Source organism: Cupriavidus pauculus (assembly GCF_003854935.1).
Taxonomy (GTDB): domain Bacteria; phylum Pseudomonadota; class Gammaproteobacteria; order Burkholderiales; family Burkholderiaceae; genus Cupriavidus; species Cupriavidus pauculus_C.
On record NZ_CP033968.1, the window covers coordinates 284,880 to 305,682 of the forward strand.

Genomic DNA, 20,803 nt, shown 5'->3' on the forward strand with positions numbered 1-20,803 from the left:
TGCCGACACAGTAAGGCGCGATCGACGCGAGCGTTTGTCTGACTTCCAGTCCTCTGTGACTCATATCTGAGCGCCAGGCCTTTGCAAGAGGCCGTCAAACCCACCTCTCAGGAGAAACATGATGGAAGCAGCAGCAATTGAAAGAAAGTCGATCGACGCAGTCTTCGGTGTTGATGGCGGCGCTTTCCGCGCTCACGGCTCGCAATCGACGACCACCATCCGTGTCTTCGCAGCCAACGACGACACACCAGACGTCATTGAAGGTTTTGCATTCCAGCCCGATACCCTCCGCCGAATCCTCGTCTGGATGGCGTCGGGAGCCCTGCCGAACAACTTCACCAAGGCGACGATGAAGCGCAACCTGTTGATCTACGGACCGACAGGATGTGGCAAAACGGCACTGATCTCGCAGGTTTGTGCTCGGACGGGACGATCCATGTTCCGCTACCAGTGCAGTGAAGACTCCGAGGCAACCCAGCTCTTCGGCACGTACAAGCTCTGCAAAGTGCCGCAGAATGCGGAACGGCAGGAAGTGGAAGCCGAAGCGTCTGCAGCACCTCAACAGGCGTCGGCTCTCTCGGCGACCCCTGAAATGGTGTTCGTGGATGGTCCGGTTCTCCGCTGGGCGCGCACGCCGAACTCGATTCTTCTGCTTGACGAGTTCGACCAGCTTCCGCCATCGGTTGCAATGAGCATGAACGGAGTCCTGGACGGTGACGACATTCTTGTTCCGGAGACGGGGGAGCGAGTCAAGATCGCAGCCGGTTGTCTGATTGTGGCCACTGGCAACACCAACGGACGAGGTTCGGCTGGCGGCAACGGCGGCTCCGCGTCACTCTACAAAGGTGTGAAGCGACAGAACATCGCCAGCCTTGACCGATTCTTCGTTGTCAATGCCACGTACCTGTCCGTCGAGGAAGAGATTGCACTTCTTCAGGACCAGGTCGGCATGCCGGAGACGGCGGCAACGGCAATGGCGAAGTTGGCCAGCAGCTTGCGTAGCCGGTTTGTTGGGCTCAATGAGGATGCTGGTGCCAATGGGGAACCGCTCGAGTTCACCATCACCACTCGCAACCTCTTGAACTGGGGTCTGACGCACCGCCTGCTTATGGCAACGGGCCTGGACAGCACCAACGCATTCAAGGAAGGGCTTAGCATGACGCTGCTCGACTTCGGTACGGGCGCAGAACGCAAAGCAGTCCTCGACGCATGGGAGAACATCATCGGCGAGTAGCTCCAGATCAACCCCACGACACCCTCGGCTTTGCTGGGGGTGTTTTTCTTTTGTGGACACTTCGATCGAGCGGAAAAGAAAAACCCCCTCAGGTGAGCATAGTCACATGAGGGGGGTGGTTGGGCGCTTCTCTTTGGGGAGGACAAGTTATTGATATTGGCCTCCGTTACTGGACCACACGAGATTGTCCCTCGCGCGATTTTCGCTTTACAGTAATTCCGACATAGCATGTCAACAGGGCGAGGCCTGTGATCAGGCCTGCCAGTAGTATCTGCGCAGCACTCATTTCCTATTCCCCAAGAGTACGCTGACTACGTTACTACTCGTCGTCCTTCAACAGCCACAACGCTACAGCGTTGAAGCCGACGAAGAGGACGCTTCCGAGCACCGCAAACACAACGTCGGAAGAGGTAAGGGCTGCCCCCTTGACCATCTTTTCTGCGGCACCAAAGCCAAACAGACCGAACGTTGCGAAAGACAGGTTCTTCAGCAAGTCAGCGAGAAAGCCCAGTACAGCACGGTTTTTCGCCATGATGGAGCCTTCCTTGTTGATACAAATGTCTTCCCGCGAGACGGTTACGCATAAACACCTAGCGACGGGTTGTGTAGCTTTCGGCCGCACACACCTAGGTTTCTCTTTGCGGGTGAGAGATGGTGAACAGCCGTCGATAATCTTTCGGTAGCCAGTACGCAAGCTGCAGCGCAGCCGCGCCGGCGCCGCCGCGGTATTCCGACGCAGGATCGGAGCGGCAAAAGAACAGCCCCTCGCTGGCGAACCAGGAGGGGCTTGAGGGGGATGTTTGATCAGGCGTACTTCGCAGCTTTGGCAGCAAACGCAGCTCGCCCCGTTTCGGAGTGCCAAGTACCGCGTTCGAGGAGTTCCGCGGCTCCAGCTGCAGTGCTGCTCTGAAGCCACCCGCAATGCTTGCAAGCGAAGTCGGGCTTGCCCGGTTCAGAAACGGCGACCTGGGTGAACTCGCGCTCCGCGAAGTCTTCGTCCGCGCACGCCATCGTTATGGTGGCCCCGCGCGTGTCGACTCGCGTTGTTTCGGCCGCCAGTTGATGGACCAGAGATCGAACAAGTTCCGCTTCGCTGGCCATACTGATCCCCGCAATGCCCAAGCGCTGCTCGTCAGCACTCGTTGTACTGAACATGTACCGGATCTCGCTCCCGTGCTTGAAGCAGGACACGAAGAACTGCCCTTGCCTTTCATCCGTTACAACAAACGCGAACGGCTGGCGATCAATGCCTAACAACAGGATGCCGTTCGGCCTCCGCTGATAGAAACCAGCCTGGCCCCCGACGGGCTCGGCCTGCAACGCACCGTATTGGCGTCCATTCAAGTCAAGGGCAGGGGAGGGGCCACCAATGCCGGCCTTCTGCTGCGTAGCTGTGCGAGCGCATTCGTCCATGGTTTCTCCTTTGAAATGTGAAGAGTTACTGATGTCCGGGAATGCGTAACACGGCTCTAGAACGCGATTCGTCTGGCCAGAAACGTCCTCCTACCCCCCCACCACCTGCAACGACCATCGACAACAAACCCTCGCTAGTTGCGACCGTCAGTTACTTCCCCCTGTCCGGCATATCGAAGAGCCAGGCCTGTGCAAGGGGCCTGTTTCGTCTAACTTCAGGAGATACACATGAACCAAGCAACGACGGTGGCTAGCAGCCAGATGGCGATTCTGAAAGATGTCGTCCTGTTTGACTTCATCATCGGAGGCAGCACCGGAGAGAAAACGGTCGAGGCGGATGATTTCATCCGTGAGGTCGGCAAGATGCTCCCGCGAGGTTCTTTTTCGTGGGTTTCGAAATACCGTTCGGAAGCGAAGCGAGAGATCCTGAAAGTTGGCGTCGCTCGCCGCATTCACAACCGTGTGCGTGGCTACTTCGTACCGCTGAGCGAAGCCGCCGGGCTCTCCAGCAAGATGACGGACATCAAGGCGCGATTCATGAAGGAGAAGGCCGAGTTCCTGGCCAACCTCCCAAGGATCGTTGATGAGTGGGCGAATGCCCCGGTCAATGCCAGTTCGACCAACAATGGCAAGTCGCGAGCGGATCTCATTCGCCTGCACGCGCCAAAGACGGACGACATGGACCGCATGCTCTCCTTTGACATTTCCGCCACAGGCATCCAGTCCACCAGCTTCTTTGGCGAGGACGACGCGCTCCACGCAGAAGTCAAAGGCTTAGTTGGCCAGGCGGCGCTCGAGATTGCGGAAGACGTGCGAAAGTCCTGGAAAGGGCCGGCCGCGGGGCGCACGAGCAGCCGCGTCCTGGGATTGATTCGCCGTGTTCGCAACAAGGCGGAAGCGATGGGCGTCCTGTCGATGAAGTTCAGTCGACTGGCCGAAGTATGCGACAAGGTCCTGGGCGCAGTTCCGGAGGGGCAGAACATTGAAGGCGTTCAGTTCCTGATGGTGTCATCGCTGCTGTCCCGGTGCATGAAGGCGGAAAACATTCTCTCCGAAGACTCGGTAAGGTTTGATCCGCTCGATGTGGAATCAGCGGCGCCGGCGGTCACGCCTGGTGTCCAGCCTCCGGTCGCCAACGTGCCAATGCAGTCTCAATCCGACCTCGCCATCGGCGACACGGCCCCAGCCTTCGACGAATCGCCTAAACCTTCGAGCCCACTCCCTACTGCAATCCTGCCGAGCGCCGCTGAACCCGTGGCCTCGACCCAGGATGACACGCTGGAATTGGTCCTGTAACGAAAACGCCCCAGATTCGATCTGGGGCGTCTTTTTTTGGCGGGGATGGCCGGCGGCTTAGCTGACTAGATCAGGGACTTCAATCTGAGCCTTCGCCGTCAGTACACGTCCATAGTCGCGCTCATACAGCGCTGCATATCCGATCTGGACACGCAGAGGGAGTACATCCCATTCTTCGCGGGTAGGGGCGTAGGCCATCCACTGTGGGTCGTTAGCCATTTTTACGATGGCCAGCCACAGTTGCTCGTGCAGGTCTTTCTTGGAATAGAAGTCTTCGATCGAGAGATAGTCGGCCTGATTGAGTACCTGTACGGTCGGGATGCCGAGCCACTCCGCAATCGTGTCGAACCGATCCTTACCAAGCGATTTGATAGAGCGGTTACCGCTCATGATCGAGTTCCAGTACACCGGGGTGACTCCGAGGATGTCGGAGATCGTCCGCTGCGGAAGCCCGCGGTCAATCAGAGTCTTCCTGATCAGGTTGATCAGGCGAATACCATCAACATGGCGCTTGCCCGAGGCCTCAGCCTCGTGCTCAGACGCAGTGCTTTCAGCGCCGTGCTGTTCGTGCGTAGTCATTTTGGCGGTCACTTCGGTCGTCTTTCGCGATTTTGCGGAAACTCGCCGCGTCGGTGCTGCCGCATGCGATCCACCACCGTGTGCAGGCGCGGACTTTGTCATAGCTTCGTTCTCCGACGTGGCTAACAGGTCAGTAATCGGGAGAGGCAATCGACGCGCAGGGCTCGTCTTGCCTTATTGTCTTAGCAATCTGATTCTACACACATAACAACAAGATTCAAGTCTCTTATGCCATCGAGACAACAAGACAATCTTTTAGTATGTTTTTGCGTCTCGTTGTTTTCAGTGTACGTGTTATGTATAATTCCATCGCGCAGACGTAGACGTACCCGATCAACCCATACAAGGAGGTCATCCATGCTGCCCATGGACGCCAAAAAGAACGCCGACTCCTATTCGTATCCCAATGGGATGCTGAACTCGGGATACGTCGGCGGCGTGCTTCGCAACCCAGATCCTGCCAACGGCATCTGCTATATCCAGCAGACCCGTAACGAGAATCACATGTTGCCGATCGCGTTCGACCCGAAGAAAACGCCGCTTCCTCGCAACATTCAGGAAGGGGACCTGATCTTCGCGATCTGCCACGCTTCGGGTGAGCGCAAGGAAGACCAGCGCATCGTCCACATGAAGAGCATCTCGTTCGAACAGCCGAACACCATGCACCTGGACAAGCGCTTCGCCGATGACCTGCTGCGCAAATGGGGTTCGCTCGTCCACGCAGCGGCGAAGGACTCCGGCACCCCGGATTCGATTCGCAAGCTGGAAGAGCAGTTTGGCCGCTCGAGTGATACTCAGGCTCGGCTCGACAGCATCGACTGGCGTGTTCTTGGGCTGAACAAGAACGCTACCAACACTGTCCGTCTCGCAGGCTTCATTCAGGCCAAAAGTCTGGAGCAGAATCGAGTCGGCCCCGATGGCAAGCCCCTTAACGATCGCCTGGTCGTCCTCCTTCGCCAGACAAAGGACCCGGACAAGTCGATCGCGATCCGCTGGTACAGCAAGAACCTGCGACCCTTGGCCGAGAAGCTGCATCGCGGCATTCCTATCTCCGTGAGTGGTGAGTTCCGACTGGACGTGAAGGCTATTGCGCCGCCCGACCCGGACAGCGGCATTGCACCGGTTTCGTCGATTCCATTCATCCAGGCGAAGGATTTCCCTTCCCCTGTCGCACCGGGGTCCGATCTCATTCGGGTCATTCCCAGCTGGGCCGCTGAACTCTTCGAACGCCCCACGCAACGTGAAGTCGAAGCCAGCGCCCCGTCATCGGACGCCGAGCGCCAAGCACTCTTCGCCGCAATTCAACCATCTGCAACCTGACAGGGGGATGTGAGCCGCACGGGCGCCGCGCAACGCGGCGTCCTCTCCGATCACTCGATTTGAGATGAACCGCGCTCATTGCTTCGCCTGGCGGCCCACCCCCGTTCCCGTCAATAGCAGGACCTTCCGAGACCTAATCTGGGTCGTCTGGCCCACCCAACTCACTAGCGGGCCTCAGGTGCCGCTCACAGGACAGACCAGCCGATGGGCAAACACCTCATCATTGCCGAGAAGCCTTCAGTTGCAAAAGACATCGCCCTCTCCCTGGGAGGGTTCGGGCGCGTTGAGAACTGGCTGGAGAGCCCCGATGCCGTCATAACGGCCGCGCAAGGCCACCTCGTCGAGGTGTTCTCAAGCGAGATGGCAACATCAGGAAAGAGCCTCGAGACGTTGCCAGTGATCCCATCGAAGTTCGAGCTCCGCGTCATCGAGCTAGCGAACAAGCCGCAAGCCTTTCAGCAGATCAAGCGTTTGATGGCTCGCAACGATATTGACCGCATCGTCAATGCTTGTGATTCCGGGAGAGAAGGAGAGCTGATCTTCCGCCTCATTTACGACCTGGCCGAATGCAAGAAGCCCGTCATGCGCATGTGGTTCAACTCGATGACGAGCGAGGCAATTCGAGACGCCTACCGAGGGATGCTACCAGGCTCTCGGTTCGATGCCCTGGCCGACGCCGCCTACTGCCGGACTGAGGGCGATTACCTGGTCGGGATCAACGGCTCGCGAGGTGTTACCCGCCTGTACGAGCGTCAGACGTCGAAAGCCGAGATCCGTTCGGTCGGTCGGGTCCAGACACCGACGGGAGCTCTTGTCTACGATCGCGAAGTGGCGATCCGAACCTTCAAAGCGAAGGACTACTGGGAAGTCCACGGAGAGTTCGGTGTCGCTGCCGGCAGCTACATCGGAAAATGGATCGCACCGGAGCGTGAAACCCCGGGTGACGCGCCTGAAGGTAGTTCAGATGGCCAGGCCGAGCTCGACCACCAGTATCGGATCTTTGATAAGGGCAGGGCAGAAGCAATCCTCACTCGCTGCACTGGCGTTGCCCCGTCCGACGTAAAGCAAGAATCGAAGCCGGCGACCAAAGGCTCCCCGAAACTCTATGACCTGACCCTGCTTCAGCGCGAGGCAAACAAGAAACTCGGGTTGACTTCGAAGCAGACCGACACAATCGCGCAGGCCCTATACGAGAAACACAAGGTCACGACCTATCCCCGAACAGATTCCTGCTTCTTGCCAGAGGACTACATAGCTAAGGCCAAATCTGTCATTGAGGCCCTGGTAGAGACGCCATACCGTGACCATGCTACTCGCATCCTCTCGAACGGTTGGATCAAGCCTGACAAGCGAATCTTCGACAACTCGAAGATCAGCGATCACTTCGCGATCATCCCGACCGGCAAGATGCCTGAAGGCCTCTCACCCGACGAAGAGAAGGTCTATGACCTGGTGGTGAAGCGATTCTTGAGCGTCTTCCACCCAGCGGCTCAGTACGAAGTAACGACGCGACTTACGATAATCGCTGGCGAGCACTTCAAATCCAGTGGTCGCGTTCTGGTCGATCCAGGTTGGCTTGCCGTCTACGGCACCCAGACCCAAGATGATGACAAGAAGATCCCGGCATTGACAAAGTATGTCCCAGGTGAGTCTGTGTCAACCGAGGGCATGGAGCTGAAGACTCTCAAGACGAAGCCTCCTGTGCGCTATACGGAAGACACACTTCTCGGTGCGATGGAAGGCGCGGGAAAACTCGTCGACGACGAGGAACTCCGGGAGGCCATGAAGGAGCGCGGGCTAGGAGCGCCATCAACGCGCTCCGCGATCATTGAAGGGCTTCTTGCGACCAAGGATGGCCGCGATCGGCCAATGGAGCCCTATCTCCGACGAGACGGGAAGACCCTTGTACCGAGCCAGAAGCTAATGAGCTTGATTGCATTCCTGCGAGAGAATGGTCTCGACCGCCTCACTTCGCCCGCTTTGACTGGCGAATGGGAACACAAGCTTCGCCTGATGGAACGAGGCGAGTACCTGCGGCCCGCCTTCAACTCGGAGATCTCCGAATTCACACGCCATATCATCAAAGCCATCCGAGAGCAGGCCGCTCAGGTTGTAGTGAAAAAGCTCGATGGAAAGTGTCCGAACTGTGGTGGCGAAATCTCGGTTGGCGCCAGATCGTTCGACTGTGAGTCCGGCTGCGGATTCCGGTTCTGGCGTGAGGTCGCGGGTCGCCCCCTGAAGCCTCAGGAGGTTGAAGCTCTTCTTGCCAAAGGGACGGTCGAAAACCTCTCGGGGTTCGTCAGCTCCAGCAAGAAGCGCTTCACGGCGGGGCTAACGCTCACGGAGGACTTCAAACTGAAGTTCGTGTTCGATGAGACCGCGCAGTCAAAGGACGCGTCCGGAGCGCTGGTGCATTGTCCCACTTGCGAAAAACTGATGCGCAGGTTCAAAGGTGCAAACGGCTTCTTCTGGTCATGCACAGATCGTGAGAACTGTAAGACTACCTTAGACGACAAGGCGGGAAATCCTGTGGCAAAGGCCGCTGCCCGGCCGTGTCCGAAGTGCGGTCACGACATGAACCGTATTCCCTGGCAGAAGCGCCATTTCTGGGCTTGCTCAGACCGGGAGCAATGCAAGCACACCATGGATGACAAGGATGGCGTCCCGGTGGAGAAGGCACAGTCGTTTCCATGTCCTGACTGCTCGAAGCCCATGTATCGCCGCCAGCGCCGCGACCAGAAAGGCTATTTCTGGGGATGCAGTGGTTACCAGAAAGACGGCAGCGGCTGCAGCTGCATGCTCGAAGACAGAGACGGGAAACCGGTGCCAAAGGCCACCGCTCCCAATATCCAAGACGATAGGACCTTCCTGTGAACTCAAAGAACCGGATCTTTCGTGCAGCTGTGCTTGTCTTCGGCTTCTGGTGGATCGTGTTCACCCTCTTGGAGTTTGGCGGCGCCCCGTTAGAAGTCATCCGGAACTGGGGGTACGTTTCGTACTCTTTCGGGTACTGGATCGCCGGCTCAATAGGCGGCCTGGCTCTCGGGATCTGGCTCATCTGGTTTGAGCGGGTCCAGGCGGTGAACCGCCTATTCAAAGGCATGGGAGGAAACGCTATCAATGGCATCCAGTCGACGCTTGGACTGGTTCCAATGCTGGCCCCCCCGTCAGCACGCATCGATAGCGAATCCAAGCGGCTCCCAATGCAAAGCAAGGCGGTGATGGATTGGCTGGAGCTCGCCAAGACCAATCATCCTCAGCATGCAGCATTCTTCCTTGCAGTGTGGGACATCTACTCTGCAAACAAGGAGCATCCTGCAACGCATAGGAAGGGTGGCCATGCGAACCGGAAACTCTGGCAGCACTGTCTAGCCGTTACCGAGACTGCCTTCGCAGAAAGCTCGACATGGAAATACGATGGCGTGTACGTGAAAAAACGCGGCAAGGCAAAGATACTGCTTCTCAGCAAGCGCAATCCCGAGTACGAGTTCGACGCAGCGGACCCACTTGTCCCCATCATTGCGCTTGCACATGATTTCGGGAAGCTCGAGGCGTACAAGATTGGGGACGATGGCCAGATCGTTACCTTGGAGGAAGGGTCGAGCACCGATCACGACGACGATCGCGTGTTTCACGATTCCCTGGGCGCCCGGATGCTCGCGCGACTTCCCGAGTACTGGCAGCTTCCCCCACGAGACCGCCGGGCCATCAACTTCGTGATTGGCCATTACCACCACCCCAGCGCCTTCCCCGTTGATGCGAACGGTTTCGCCCTTGACGATCGCATGTCCGCGCTGATGGAGTTCCTGATCTACGTCGACAAGAAGACGGGTATGCAGGAAAGTGGCCGCGACCTGCTCGAAGAGGACGAGGAGATTACTGAGGAACAATCGGAGTCGATTTACAAGGCTTTTGTCGAGGTCATCACCCAGTTTGGCCGCGTGAATGGCACCGGCAATAAGAGCACCGACGCCAGTTTGAAGATCGCCCAAAAGCACGACGGCTTGATCGTCGTGAAAGAGCTTGAGTTGCGTCGACTCATCTTGGCGAAGTTGGGCATGTCGCTGGACGACGGTGACTCGCGCTACCGGGTAACCATGAGCCTGCTGTACACCCTTGGCGAGAAGGGGCTTCTGTACGACAAGCACAATGGAATTGACTTCTCGCGCTACCACCCCATGCATTCGGTATCGTTCCGCAGCAGCAAGAACGGTCAGCATATCGCTACGTGGGAACCCGTCATCATCTTCCGACCGCTGACGAAGACGCAGGAGTTCGCCGAACTTGGGGGCCTACCAAACTTTGGCTCGCGGATGGTGATCAACAAGCCCATCTACACGCACAACCCTGGTATTCGCGATGCTGAGGCATTGCGCGAGTTGGTTCGGCGTGCGTTTGGCGAAGATGTGGCCCGCAGCATCTACATCTCGGGCCGCCAGGAAACTAAAACGGAAGCAAGGGCTCGAGAACAGAAGGTCGAAACGGCGGATGGCAAACCTGAAGGCCTCGAACCGATGGCGCCAACAAGCCTTGCGGCGGTTCCGGCAGAATCCTCTGCAGCCCTCAAGCCGTCGATGGCGGAGCAAGAGCCAGCACCGGCCATGCTGTCTCGCGTCATCACGGAGAATCAGTCGCCGGCAGCTCCAATGGAGCCGCCTACGAACGATGTCGCGACAGAGCATGTGGATGCGGACGATGACCCATCGCTCGAGGATATTGCCGCGCTCGAAAGCGAGATCGCATCCCCGGAGACCGGTGGAAGCGCGGACGAAGCTGATCCGTTCAGTGGGTTGCTACCTTCCTCACCAGACGCCGGAAGCAATGAAGGCGCTTCCGTATTTGATGGCGACGACTTTGCCGATTTTCCGGCGGCGCCAGAGCCGGTCGCGAGCATCGACATTTCGGCGCCTGGTCACCGCATGCCTGAAGGCGAAGAGCGGCCTCTCATCGCTGACAGACCCGGTGTCGCGATCCCCGACAAGGATCGGCAGAATGCCATGAAACGCCGCACCGCCGAAGAAACCAAAGAAGCACTTGCCGCTTTCGATAACTTGGCACCGCCGACGTTCGCCGCACGAACGTCAAAGCGTGCGTCCAGCCGCGAAATCTCGGATAACGCGCTGTCCAACGTTCTTGCGCTCATAAGCGACAACAAACTGCCGGTGTGCGGCCGGATGAACGGGCACGCGTACGTCCTAGTTTCCGACATCGCAAACGTCGCGCCAACCCTCGACGTCGAGCAGCTTGTCAAAGCGCGCGGACTGCCCACTGCCGAGCCGGCCGCTGGCAAGAAAATGGTTGGAATTCCGGAGTAGCGAATGGATCTCGAGAAGCCCACCAACGCTCGCGAGCAGATGCCTTCGGTTACCGAGTTCATCGATTCCCTGCGGAAGACATTCGGCAAGGAAGAGATCGACGCGTCCATCAAAACGGGGCTTCGTAACGGATCGTTCTTTGCCATCGAAAATGGCTACGTCGTCGGCACGCCTCCTCCGCATGCCTTGCTCGAGTACGAACGACGCCAGAAGGCCGCGGAGCAGCAGGTTCATTCGGACGAGAGCTCCCACAACCCCACGAACAGCGGAGCGTTGCTGCGCCCCCAAGAATCCATTTAGATTTATACGTCGTGTGCGTACGTGTTATGCTTCGTAAGAATGACGCAAAGTAATCACGGCGTCTGGCTGGATGCGGCCCCCCCTCCCATACGGGGGGTGTTGGAGTCGTGACGGGAGTCCGTTATCACATCTGCCAAATTCAGCACAAATGGGAAAAGTCGATTCATATAACAACAGGAGAAGTCGTCGTTATGCGCATTCAGCGAACTTTGTCAAACAAGAAGGGGGCTCTGGCACTGGCCATGTTGGTCGCTGCCCTCGCAGGTTGTGGTGGCGGTGGTGATGGAGCGGAAACGCCCCAGGCCACCCCGCAGTCTCCCAGCTCACCGGTGACCGGCACACCGGAAGGCCCAACCACGCCCGTCACGCCGGCCAAGCCCACCAGCCTGGTGGCGCCGTCCTGCCTGAACTGTGGCGCGGTTGATTCGAATACGTACTCCGGCACCGGCGTCGGGGTGTGGCAGGCAACGAACGCCTCGTTGGCTGCCGCCGATGTGCCCGTGAGCATTGATGGCCTTACCGGTCAGGATGTGACGCTTGTCTTCACGAACGAGAGCGGCGTCGCGCAGCCCATGCCTGCCATTTCGCTGACTGCCTCCCGCTTCCCGTCGGTCGCAGCAAGCCAGCTGCGTTGGCAAGACCCCGCCACCGATGCGAAGCAGCGCATCGGCGAGTTCAACCGAAATGGCTGGGCCGCCCTTGCCGGTAGCCAAGGCACCGCACCGCGATACTCGATGTCCAGTGGGCCGAGCAAGTCCGTTGTGAATGACACGCGCGACTGGTTCAACGAGGACAATTCCGTCCGATCGACCACCCTGGTTCGCCAGGCAACGACGACCGACGGTGTCACGGTGAACTTCTGGGTGGAGAACTCCGAGAATGCCCCGACGAAAGTCAGTTCAGCAATCATCGACCAGCTTGTCGACCGCTTCGCTTCGCCCGGCAAGGTCTACGACATGCTGAAGGATGTCGGCGGCCCGCTGTGGGGCTCTCACAGCTATATCAATCTCATCCCAGGCACGGGCCAGCCGATCGATATCGTCATTCTGAACTTCGATCGCAACAACGCCCCGTACGGGATGACAGGCTACTTCTATTCGCGAAATGCCATTGCGAAGAGTGCGTCGAATCCGTACAGCAATGAGTCGTTGTCGCTGTATCTGGACTCGGAAACCCTGTACCTCGACGGCGCCACTGGTCTTACGGAAGTGGTCATGACGATGGCGCACGAAGGGATGCACGCCCAAAATTTCTATCGCCGTGGCGTTCTGGGCGGCGTGGAGAGTATGTTCGCGACTTGGCTGGAAGAAGCCACGGCGATGATGATGGAGGATTTCGCCAGCGCTACGCTCGATCCCGGCCACAATCCCATTCGAGACGTTCGCTTCTATGACTACGTCAAGTACAAGGGCGGAAGCTACAACTGCAGCTTGCTCGACTGGACGCCGTTCAGCGCATCGTGCGATAGCTACTCCGTATCGGGATCGTTCGGCGGCTTCCTGAATCGCCAACTGGGCTTGCGCATGTTCAAGTCCCTGCTGGGGAACATGAGCTCGACGAACTCGGTCGACGTGCTAGATACCGTCATCAAGACGAATTTCCCCGGCACCAGTTTCGTGGGGCAGTTCCGCCGATTCTCGGCAACGGCGGGAGCGCTTATTCCAGCAGCGACGAGCCCCAAGGGCTTTGGTTTCCCGGCTCGCTCCGACAACGGGTACAACATTCCGGCCATCGATCCGACGGCCTACGCGCCGTACCGGACGCTGACTCAGACGGTGCCCACCACGCTCCAGGCATATGCGAGCCTGCCCGTCGTGCGGCAAGCTGCGAAGGGTCGATACACCGAGACGGTTAAAGTACCGGCCGGCACGACTCTTTCCGTTGTGATCCACTAATAGCCGGAAGCCTTAGCAGCTAGCGACTGGCGTTCAGAAGTCGAAAGGCCCCACGACCTCGCGGTTCGTGGGGCCTTTGTGCTTCAGGGGGGAAGTCTCGGCGCTTCAACGCGTTCCCCTCGTACCGCGCAAGGAACCACGCTATGCCGCTGCGTTCACCACAACGTTCTGCTGGCTCCTGCCACTTCTAATCCGGCGCAGGATGCGCTCCAGTCCCCGACATACTTTGCCCCAAAGGTATGACCCGACAATCAGTCCCACAATGGAGGCAGTAAGCTCCCTTGGCGTGCCTTCCGCCTTGGGATCGTCGATCAACCACTGGTGGAACTCCCAACCTACTCCCAAGCGCAGCCAAAGGAAAATCCCGAGCACGAAAACAAACGCACTTGGTCTGCGCCGCGCAAACCCGATAACGTTGCAGTTTGAAATGCCGACAGCAACGATCACCAGTCCGGCCGACGCCGCCGTGATGTAGTCAAGCCAACTGTAAGGCCGAATCGATAGGCCGCAGAAGGCCAAAACTGCGAGAGTCGCTGCAAGGGAAATGCGGAGTTTGCGACCGAGTCGATACGTGCCGGTGCCAGCGTTTTGATCCGAGCAAAGCAGTACCAAAGCAGCAATCGACACCAACGCCGCGCACCAGATGCCGAACAGAAGGTGGTCAAGGGTATTCGGAAAAAGCGAATGCCATTGCGTCTCCCAGTTTTGCAGTGCTGAGACGTACTGACGCACCTCCGTGGAGAACCTCTCTGCCTGAGGTTTCCCAGGAGCCGCCCACCTGTGTGCGGCCACAGCGTACGAGTAGGCTGAGACAGCAACTGCATAGGCGAAGTACGTCGAGAAGAGAATCGCGACGTTGGCGATTCTCATCGCGGGAAGCTTGAACCTGATCATCTGTGCAACTGGTTGTTGGCAAGCTTTGGTTATCCGCGAACGATCCTCGCGGGTCAAGCGACATAGCGCTCACATTCCCTGCAAGGTCGCTTCGGTGGACGCGCTAGCGTCGTCGATGGGCTTGTTGATGACCTGGCTGATTTCGTATCAATCGGCGACGGCGCTGCCGGCGCAAGGCTATACGCCGCGCTTCCGCCTGCGATGCATGGACACGACAACACCGGAACATCCTGTAACGCGGATACTCAAAAAAGGCCTTGAAAACGCTCGTCATCATGGCAATATCACGGGCAGTGTCGCGCCCGGGCAGATCGCCAGTGCGTTGGCACGCTAAACCTCTAAGACTACGAACCGAAAATGGCTACCAAAGCTAAGACGACTGCCAAGGCCGCTGCGAAGCCGGCCGCCAAGCCCGCGGCCAAGAAGGCTGCTGTGAAGACCCCTGCGAAGGCAGCACCGAAGGCCGCCGCTGCGGCACCGGTGGTCAAGCCGCTGAAGGAGACGTTCAACAAGTCGAGTTTGCTTGCCCACCTGATCGCCCAGACTGAACTGGACAAGAAGACCGTGCAGACTGTGCTGGCTCATCTCGAGAACACCATCGTGAGCGCAATCCACAAAAAGGGCGCTGGCGAGTTCACGTTGCCGGGCCTGTTCAAGGTGGCCGCTATCCAGGTTCCTGCCACGAAAAAGCGTTTCGGGAAGAATCCCTTCACTGGTGTAGACCAATGGTTCGCCGCCAAGCCGGCATCGGTCAAGGTGAAGGTGCGTCCGCTGAAGAAGCTTAAGGACGCGGCAGCCTAATCACAAGCAGCACGTTCAGAAGAGGGCGACCGATGATCGCCCTTTTTCGCTTTTGTGGAGGCCGTGTTTCCACCAGCCTTTCCAGATTGGCTTTAGGAGCCAGGGGCTCCGAACATCTTGCGCACCATCAGTCCGACGCCGTCGGCAGCTTCCAACCGGATCATCTGCTGCCCGCCTTCCCCCCAGGATCTCACACGCCGTTCGGTAGTATCGACGACATCAACAACCCGCCCCCTGAGCACTTCCCGTAGCACGCTGGCGCGACAGTAGATTGTCGCTCCCCACCAACTGCCGTCCGGCTGGACCACAACCTGCGGCGGGCCCGCGTAGACAACGTCAGGTTCGGATTGATCATCCCATCCCAGTAGGGCACGGCGATCGCGCAGCTCCAGTACGACGCGACGGGCTGATGGTCGTGGCTGGGTGAAAAGGAGATTGAGCGAAAAGCCGTCCCAGAATCGGCTCGCGAGAATGGACTCCGTCAGCGGCATGTCGAGCAGTCGGCAAGTGTGGCGCAGGCTGGCACGCTGGATGCCCCGCCAGTCCATCTCTGGGGCGTGCTGATCCAGCGGTTGATTGCCGCCGGCCGCGTTCGGGCCCACTCCGCCGCCGGGCGACGATGCGGTAGCAGGAGTCACGGCCGGTAGCCCGCTCGGAAACACCCCGTGTACCAGGGTGGACCGGAACCGCTTCTTTCCTGCGGGTCCGGGCAGCTCACTGGAAACGAGCGTTCCCTCCGTGGGCGCAACGTTTCCCCCACCTGGCAGGGTGAGAACCTGATGGCGGTTGGACCAGACTTGCCGTTCCCAGTCCTTTTGTACATCCAAATCAGTCGTCGTCGCTCGCGAGCCCTTTGACTCGGCGAGGCACACGGCCGCCGGCGTGGTCGCGGTTGCGGCGCGGAAGAACACGAAGTCGGGATGCGCTGACGTTGTCTGCCCCCCGCAGTCCTCCCAGTGCGCCATCCATGGGTAGCCGGCGTGGTCCATCTGGAGCAGGGCTAGCCCCGCACCCAGGGTCCCCGACAGGAATGGCTTCACGTAATCCTTGAGGCGGGAGTACGCTGGCGTCACCGAATAGCCGTGGCCATCCCAGGCACACACGGACAATGCTGCCTCCGCGGTAGCTCGCACGGTCTCCTGTCCGGACCCGCCCAGCGTGAGCCCGAGCTTGCTGGCTCTCTGCATAGTCAGATAGAGCCACCAGATGTTGACGTGTGCCCCGGAGGCCGGCGGCGTCTTCTTCTGCCAGGTCAGGTTTGGCGTCGACGAGAGCAGGCGAAACTCTTTGTGGATGGGGACAGTGGGCATAAAAAGGCGATCGGCCGTGCAGCGGAACGGCCATTGTCCCCGAAGTCCCAGCGGGCTAGCCACCCAGCCCGTGCAGGGCCCGGTAACGCCTCTGGCAGATCTGGCCCAGCTTGCTCCGCCGCGAACGTCGACTTTTTACGGTCGCAGAAGCTAGGAAAACGCCCCCGATCTGCGTCGCGCGTCGCCGTGACAATGAAGGCTCCTAAAGCAGCGGAGCAAATATGCCCCTCCCACCTGAAGTCCAGATGTTCGTGAACATTGCCCGAGAACGCGATCGCGCGGATCTTCTCTTCCCGTCGGTCGACGTGCCCGGCCCGCTAGGTTCGCTGATCCGTCAGCCAAATCCTGCGGCAGTGCGCGCACGGGAGATGAAAAACCTGACTGACGAGGAGTATGCGGTGCGGCTCGGGCTCCTGCCCTGACTGGTTGCGTCGGGCGAACTCTCAGGGTACCGCCGCGCTGTTCCGTGCCCTCTATTTATATATAGGGGGGTGAAACCGCCCAGGGGCGCACACCTGACGGCGTGCGCGCGGGGTTTACTACGTCCGCTCGCATTTTGACTTTTGGGTCCGGGCGCGGCACGATCAATGCACTCGGTCGGGCCTATCCGGCCGACGCAACATACAAGGCTACACAATATGGTTAATCCGATTTACCCACACACATCGCTGGACGCGATGCAACTCATCACCTTCAAGTACGCCAACGGCTTCAGCATGATGGCCGAGCTGCTGCCCAAGCCTCGGGTCGCCGGTGCCACGATCACGCAGGTCGATGTCGAGATCACCAGCGCCCGTTGGTCCAACGTCGTTCAGCACTCGCTGCCGACGCTGGTGCAGGCCGGCACCCAGGCGCTCCTCGACGCCCAGACGGATGCCGCGCAGAGCACGACCCACATCGCCGAGATCCGCATCACGGGCGAGGAATTCCTCACCAAGCACGACATGCTGCAGATCTCGGGCAACCTGCCGGTGACAGTCGTCTGACGCGGGCCACGCTCTACTGGGAAGAAGCCGGCGCCAGCCGGCTTTTTCTTTGCCGGCGCCGCATGCCGGGGGCACTGCGCTCATACCGGCCCCAACCTGGCGGCTACGCGGGAACCGCTAGCAGCCCCATGCGCTGGCCGTTCTTCTTGTTACGTGCCCATAAGTTGGCCGTCGCCAAAAAAATGCCACATAAAGCACTTTCGCTTGATTGTGGTGCTTTCCGCCTGTGCATGATAACCGTACTTAGCAAAGCAAAAAAATGCGCGCTCTGCTGTACTCGAATGAAGCCTGCGGCCGCCGCCGGAGAAACCGACTTGACTGGAAGGTCCTCTAGACTGAAGGGTGGCGAAGCCGCACGTATGGCCGTGACTCGCTGGGCACGTGGAGGATCGTCGTAGGAAACTTGGACGCGATGGGGGCCTCGCAACCCGCGCTTCAGGTGCGGTGGAAAGGGAACAGGAGTAGCGATATGCCCTCTCCAATTGCAAGCTTTTCGGCTTATCAGCTATCGAGCAGCTCCTTTGGATCAAGTCCCAGATGGTACGCGTCGGGCTGACCTACGAGCACCTACTGGCGGCGCGCTGTTTCGCGGCGCCAGATGTGGCCGGGCCCAGCGCTCCGAGGGGAATCCTGTTCCGGGACGCCACTGGCCATGTCTGGAATGGCTGTGGCACCATGCCGGATCGGATGCAGCGTGCTATCGATGCGGGCCAGTCGATCGAACATTTCCGAGTCGAGCAACGGAAGTAGTGCGGGTCGCAGCAGTTCGCCAGACCGAGCACTGGGAATCTCGCTATCCCCGTCCCTTTCACACGTACTTAGGCAATTGCAGGGGGCGGGGCAGATATCCATCAGATGATGGCTGCGACGTCAACTAGTTCATCGACCAGCATATCGCCTTCGGTCTCCACGGCAAAGGTCGCATCAAGGATCTCTGCGCTATCGTTCGCGTCGAACATATTTGCCACAGCTTCCTCACCCTTGGGTGGAGTTCAGGCCGCCGACATTTTTGAGTACATTCCCTGAATCCATAGCCTCCACAACTAGATCGCGCCTTCCAGTCGCCATAGCATTCTTCAGCATTTGTAGCGCCCGGAATTGCTGGTTCCACCTTGCCCCAACAAAGTAGTAGGACATTCCAGCGCCATCGCCGAATACGGCAATAAGCGGTCCGTTCTGGCCGCCTTCAGTAAAGATTTTAAGCATCGGCATGTCATGGCCACGCCAGTGGCGTCTAAGGGATCGACCTACTGACCATGAACTGTCGGCGTCGGAGGAGTCATTATCAACATATGAAGCCATGCTCGCGTTCGACGCTCACCACGCTAGGTGCCTCGTCAACTAGCACGTCAGGTGCGATGAAAAGGGAACCGGAGAAGCGATACGCCTCTCCTGTTAGCAAGTCTTTTGGTTTATCAGTTATCGAGCAGCGCCGGGTTCGTCATGCTTGTCAAACGCGGGATTGGCACCGTCTTTGGAGTGCATCGAGGCAGCGTGATCGGCCTTTTGCTGCTTGACCGTCTGCTCGCTGGGTGGGTACTCGCCGTTCTTCTTGGTGTAAGTGCCGTCGTGCTTGGACTTGGCCAACTCCTTCTTGACCTCCGCTCGGCTGCGACCTTGTGTGGAATCGCTGGTGCCTTGCGCAAAGGCTGGCAAGGCGATGGTGGTCGATAGAACGATGGCAAATGCGATACCTTTCATTTGACTGACTCCTGCTCCGGCTGATGCCGAATATCTGCCATTAAGGGATTGAACCGACTATCCGACCTGCGACAGTCGTCGGTTCGTTTATAGCGATCCAAGGCTGCTGCCTCGTTGAATGTTGATTACAAGTTGGTAATGTTGATAGCGAGCCGTCTGTCATTCGAATGCGCTAAAGTTCAAACGTGACAGGTTGAATGGCGATGCAATCAATGTGTCACGTAGCCGCCATATTTGTGATCCATCCTCTCTGCTCCAATCAGGGAGGAAGTCACAATGAGAAGAATTTCGGCAGTTGTGCCGGCTGTAGTGTCAATCGCGCTCGCTGCATGTGGCGGCGATGGCTCCAATAACGGCGAATCACCGGTCACGCCGACGTCGCCTCCGCAGACGGCGGTACCGACAAAGAACGTGGTCTTCTTTCTCGGCGATGGTATGGGGCTGACGACACTGACCGCGGCGCGCATCTACAAGGTGGGTGAGGAAGGCGACCTGACCATCGACACGATGCCGGAAAGCGGGTTTATCCGCACGTATTCGAACGATGCCCAGGTCACGGACAGCGCGCCGTCGATGGCAGCGTACATGACCGGCGTGAAGATGAATAACGAGGTCATCTCGATGACCGCGGAAACCCGCGCCACCGATGCCAGCGGCAAGGCCTACGTCTCGGGCGCCGATACCACGTGCCCGTCCAGCGGCAACGGCGCCACCGTGCCGACGCTGCTCGAACAGATGAAGGCTGCCGGCTACGGCACCGGCGTGGTGACCACCACGCGCATCACGCACGCCACGCCGGCTGCCACGTACGCGCACATTTGCCACCGCGACGGCGAAAACGCAATCGCCGCGCAACTGGTGCCGTCGGGTGCTGGCTTCAACGGCGCATTGTCCGATGGCGTCGACGTGATCTTTGGCGGCGGCCGCCAGCACTTCCTGGCCACCACCGCAGGCGGCAAGCGCACCGATGGCCGCGATCTGGTCACCGAGCTGAAGACCGCCGGCTACACCTATGCCGCCAGCAAGGCCGATTTCGACAAGATCGCCGCCAGCAATGCCAAGGTGCTGGGCCTGTTCAACGCCAGCCACATGGAATACGACCTGGACCGCGATCCGGCCAAGGAGCCGAGCCTGGCCGAGATGACCGGCAAGGCCATCGACGTGCTGGCCGCCAAGAAGAAGGGCTTCTTCCTGATGGTGGAAGGCGGCCGTATCGACCACGCGCTGCACGAAACCACGGCCCGCAAGGCGCTGCAGGACACCGCCGCGTTCGACGACGCGCTCAAGGCCGCCATCGACAAGCTCAACGTGATCGACCCGGGCCTGAAGAACACGCTGATCGTCGTCACCGCCGACCACGACCACACGCTGGTGCTGAACGGCTACGCCAAGCGTACCGGCAAGACCAGCGACGCCAACCCCGGCGTGCTGGGCCTGGTGAAGGACTACGTCACCGGCTCCCTGAAGCTCGATAGCGGCGGCAACCCGTTCTCGATCATCGGTTTCGGCAACGGCGAAAACCGCCCGGCCACGCGCACCGCGCTGACCGACGCCATGGTCTACGAGAAGACCTACCACCAGGAAGCGGTGATCCCGATGCCGGTCGGCGGCGAAACGCACGGCGGCACGGACGTGTTCATCGGTGCGATGGGCAATGGCGCCACCAACTTCTCGGGTGTGATGGACAACACCGAGGTCTTCGGCCTGATCAAGAAGTCGATCGGACTCTGAGCCCCCACACACCAGAACGGAACAACGA

19 protein-coding genes are annotated in these 20,803 nt (G+C 59.1%); 12 read left to right on the plus strand and 7 right to left on the minus strand.

Going from position 1 to position 20,803, the window contains the following annotated elements:
* Positions 1–118: 118 nt before the first annotated feature.
* On the plus strand, positions 119–1,234 hold the full coding sequence (locus EHF44_RS01590) for an AAA family ATPase (protein WP_223277483.1): 1,116 nt from the start codon (positions 119–121) through the stop codon (positions 1,232–1,234).
* Between the two features lie 319 nt (positions 1,235–1,553).
* Here EHF44_RS01590 and EHF44_RS01595 read toward each other — a convergent pair whose 3' ends face one another.
* Together EHF44_RS01595 and EHF44_RS01600 are read right to left on the minus strand one after the other, a co-directional pair.
* On the minus strand, positions 1,554–1,766 hold the full coding sequence (locus tag EHF44_RS01595; protein WP_017513777.1) for a hypothetical protein: 213 nt from the start codon (positions 1,764–1,766) through the stop codon (positions 1,554–1,556).
* Positions 1,767–2,038: 272 nt separating this feature from the next.
* Positions 2,039–2,647, minus strand: a complete 609-nt coding sequence (locus EHF44_RS01600) for a hypothetical protein (RefSeq protein WP_017513778.1) — start codon at positions 2,645–2,647, stop codon at positions 2,039–2,041.
* A gap of 228 nt (positions 2,648–2,875) precedes the next feature.
* Between EHF44_RS01600 and EHF44_RS01605 the strand changes: the two genes are divergently transcribed.
* Positions 2,876–3,943: a DUF3150 domain-containing protein gene (locus EHF44_RS01605; protein WP_017510896.1), complete on the plus strand. Its 1,068-nt coding sequence runs from the start codon at positions 2,876–2,878 to the stop codon at positions 3,941–3,943.
* 57 nt (positions 3,944–4,000) lie between these two features.
* Here the strand turns inward: EHF44_RS01605 and EHF44_RS01610 are convergent, their stop codons facing one another.
* Positions 4,001–4,624 carry a helix-turn-helix domain-containing protein gene (locus EHF44_RS01610; protein WP_011514827.1) on the minus strand — a complete coding sequence of 208 codons (624 nt, stop codon included), beginning with the start codon at positions 4,622–4,624 and terminating at the stop codon, positions 4,001–4,003.
* Positions 4,625–4,879: 255 nt separating this feature from the next.
* Here EHF44_RS01610 and EHF44_RS01615 point away from each other — a divergent pair, with 255 nt between their 5' ends.
* The 5 genes from EHF44_RS01615 (at position 4,880) to EHF44_RS01635 (ending at position 13,352) form a co-directional block, all read left to right on the plus strand.
* The gene (locus EHF44_RS01615) at positions 4,880–5,842 is read left to right on the plus strand and encodes a hypothetical protein (protein ID WP_017510898.1); all 963 of its coding nucleotides are present in this window, start codon (positions 4,880–4,882) and stop codon (positions 5,840–5,842) included.
* A gap of 204 nt (positions 5,843–6,046) precedes the next feature.
* Positions 6,047–8,716 (plus strand): DNA topoisomerase, encoded by a 2,670-nt coding sequence (locus EHF44_RS01620; RefSeq protein WP_029309062.1) that lies wholly within the window; start codon positions 6,047–6,049, stop codon positions 8,714–8,716.
* On the plus strand, positions 8,713–11,157 hold the full coding sequence (locus tag EHF44_RS01625) for a hypothetical protein (RefSeq protein WP_017510899.1): 2,445 nt from the start codon (positions 8,713–8,715) through the stop codon (positions 11,155–11,157). The genes EHF44_RS01620 and EHF44_RS01625 overlap by 4 nt, the downstream gene beginning before the upstream one ends.
* A 3-nt stretch (positions 11,158–11,160) precedes the next feature.
* Entirely contained in the window at positions 11,161–11,457 is a 297-nt protein-coding gene (locus tag EHF44_RS01630; protein WP_011229407.1) for a hypothetical protein, read from the plus strand.
* Between the two features lie 191 nt (positions 11,458–11,648).
* Positions 11,649–13,352 carry a M30 family zinc metallopeptidase gene (locus tag EHF44_RS01635; protein ID WP_035833510.1) on the plus strand — a complete coding sequence of 568 codons (1,704 nt, stop codon included), beginning with the start codon at positions 11,649–11,651 and terminating at the stop codon, positions 13,350–13,352.
* 141 nt (positions 13,353–13,493) lie between these two features.
* Here the strand turns inward: EHF44_RS01635 and EHF44_RS01640 are convergent, their stop codons facing one another.
* Complete coding sequence (locus EHF44_RS01640) at positions 13,494–14,246, minus strand: hypothetical protein (protein ID WP_011514851.1); 753 nt, start codon at positions 14,244–14,246, stop codon at positions 13,494–13,496.
* Between EHF44_RS01640 and EHF44_RS01645 the strand changes: the two genes are divergently transcribed.
* Together EHF44_RS01645 and EHF44_RS01650 are read left to right on the plus strand one after the other, a co-directional pair.
* Entirely contained in the window at positions 14,233–14,580 is a 348-nt protein-coding gene (locus EHF44_RS01645; protein ID WP_124682126.1) for a hypothetical protein, read from the plus strand. The genes EHF44_RS01640 and EHF44_RS01645 overlap by 14 nt on opposite strands.
* Before the next feature lie 23 nt (positions 14,581–14,603).
* Entirely contained in the window at positions 14,604–15,047 is a 444-nt protein-coding gene (locus EHF44_RS01650) for an HU family DNA-binding protein (RefSeq protein WP_011514853.1), read from the plus strand.
* A gap of 92 nt (positions 15,048–15,139) precedes the next feature.
* On the opposite strand, the gene EHF44_RS01655 is transcribed toward EHF44_RS01650, so the two are convergent.
* Positions 15,140–16,357 (minus strand): hypothetical protein, encoded by a 1,218-nt coding sequence (locus tag EHF44_RS01655; RefSeq protein ID WP_011514854.1) that lies wholly within the window; start codon positions 16,355–16,357, stop codon positions 15,140–15,142.
* Positions 16,358–16,602: 245 nt separating this feature from the next.
* Between EHF44_RS01655 and EHF44_RS28265 the strand changes: the two genes are divergently transcribed.
* On the plus strand, positions 16,603–16,779 hold the full coding sequence (locus EHF44_RS28265) for a hypothetical protein (protein ID WP_017510902.1): 177 nt from the start codon (positions 16,603–16,605) through the stop codon (positions 16,777–16,779).
* A gap of 255 nt (positions 16,780–17,034) precedes the next feature.
* Positions 17,035–17,343, plus strand: a complete 309-nt coding sequence (locus tag EHF44_RS01660) for a hypothetical protein (RefSeq protein WP_124682127.1) — start codon at positions 17,035–17,037, stop codon at positions 17,341–17,343.
* A 975-nt stretch (positions 17,344–18,318) separates the two neighbouring features.
* Here EHF44_RS01660 and EHF44_RS01670 read toward each other — a convergent pair.
* Together EHF44_RS01670 and EHF44_RS01675 are read right to left on the minus strand one after the other, a co-directional pair.
* Positions 18,319–18,555: a hypothetical protein gene (locus tag EHF44_RS01670; RefSeq protein ID WP_017510905.1), complete on the minus strand. Its 237-nt coding sequence runs from the start codon at positions 18,553–18,555 to the stop codon at positions 18,319–18,321.
* Between the two features lie 207 nt (positions 18,556–18,762).
* A complete protein-coding gene (locus EHF44_RS01675) occupies positions 18,763–19,044 on the minus strand; it encodes a DUF4148 domain-containing protein (protein WP_017510906.1) in 282 nt (93 codons plus the stop codon).
* 276 nt (positions 19,045–19,320) lie between these two features.
* On the opposite strand from EHF44_RS01675, the gene EHF44_RS01680 reads away from it, so the two are divergent.
* Entirely contained in the window at positions 19,321–20,775 is a 1,455-nt protein-coding gene (locus EHF44_RS01680; RefSeq protein WP_029309060.1) for an alkaline phosphatase, read from the plus strand.
* Positions 20,776–20,803: the final 28 nt, after the last annotated feature.

Coding starts and splice junctions, on each gene's coding strand:
- EHF44_RS01680 (WP_029309060.1), top strand. CDS start 19,321: ATGAGAAGAATTTCGGCAGTTGTGCCGGCTGTAGTGTCAATCGCGCTC.
- EHF44_RS01615 (WP_017510898.1), top strand. CDS start 4,880: ATGCTGCCCATGGACGCCAAAAAGAACGCCGACTCCTATTCGTATCCC.
- EHF44_RS01635 (WP_035833510.1), top strand. CDS start 11,649: ATGCGCATTCAGCGAACTTTGTCAAACAAGAAGGGGGCTCTGGCACTG.
- EHF44_RS01605 (WP_017510896.1), top strand. CDS start 2,876: ATGAACCAAGCAACGACGGTGGCTAGCAGCCAGATGGCGATTCTGAAA.
- EHF44_RS01650 (WP_011514853.1), top strand. CDS start 14,604: ATGGCTACCAAAGCTAAGACGACTGCCAAGGCCGCTGCGAAGCCGGCC.
- EHF44_RS01610 (WP_011514827.1), bottom strand. CDS start 4,624: ATGACAAAGTCCGCGCCTGCACACGGTGGTGGATCGCATGCGGCAGCA.
- EHF44_RS01655 (WP_011514854.1), bottom strand. CDS start 16,357: ATGCCCACTGTCCCCATCCACAAAGAGTTTCGCCTGCTCTCGTCGACG.
- EHF44_RS01640 (WP_011514851.1), bottom strand. CDS start 14,246: ATGATCAGGTTCAAGCTTCCCGCGATGAGAATCGCCAACGTCGCGATT.
- EHF44_RS01595 (WP_017513777.1), bottom strand. CDS start 1,766: ATGGCGAAAAACCGTGCTGTACTGGGCTTTCTCGCTGACTTGCTGAAG.
- EHF44_RS01590 (WP_223277483.1), top strand. CDS start 119: ATGATGGAAGCAGCAGCAATTGAAAGAAAGTCGATCGACGCAGTCTTC.
- EHF44_RS01620 (WP_029309062.1), top strand. CDS start 6,047: ATGGGCAAACACCTCATCATTGCCGAGAAGCCTTCAGTTGCAAAAGAC.
- EHF44_RS01660 (WP_124682127.1), top strand. CDS start 17,035: ATGCAACTCATCACCTTCAAGTACGCCAACGGCTTCAGCATGATGGCC.
- EHF44_RS01675 (WP_017510906.1), bottom strand. CDS start 19,044: ATGAAAGGTATCGCATTTGCCATCGTTCTATCGACCACCATCGCCTTG.
- EHF44_RS01600 (WP_017513778.1), bottom strand. CDS start 2,647: ATGGACGAATGCGCTCGCACAGCTACGCAGCAGAAGGCCGGCATTGGT.
- EHF44_RS28265 (WP_017510902.1), top strand. CDS start 16,603: ATGTTCGTGAACATTGCCCGAGAACGCGATCGCGCGGATCTTCTCTTC.
- EHF44_RS01630 (WP_011229407.1), top strand. CDS start 11,161: ATGGATCTCGAGAAGCCCACCAACGCTCGCGAGCAGATGCCTTCGGTT.
- EHF44_RS01670 (WP_017510905.1), bottom strand. CDS start 18,555: ATGCCGATGCTTAAAATCTTTACTGAAGGCGGCCAGAACGGACCGCTT.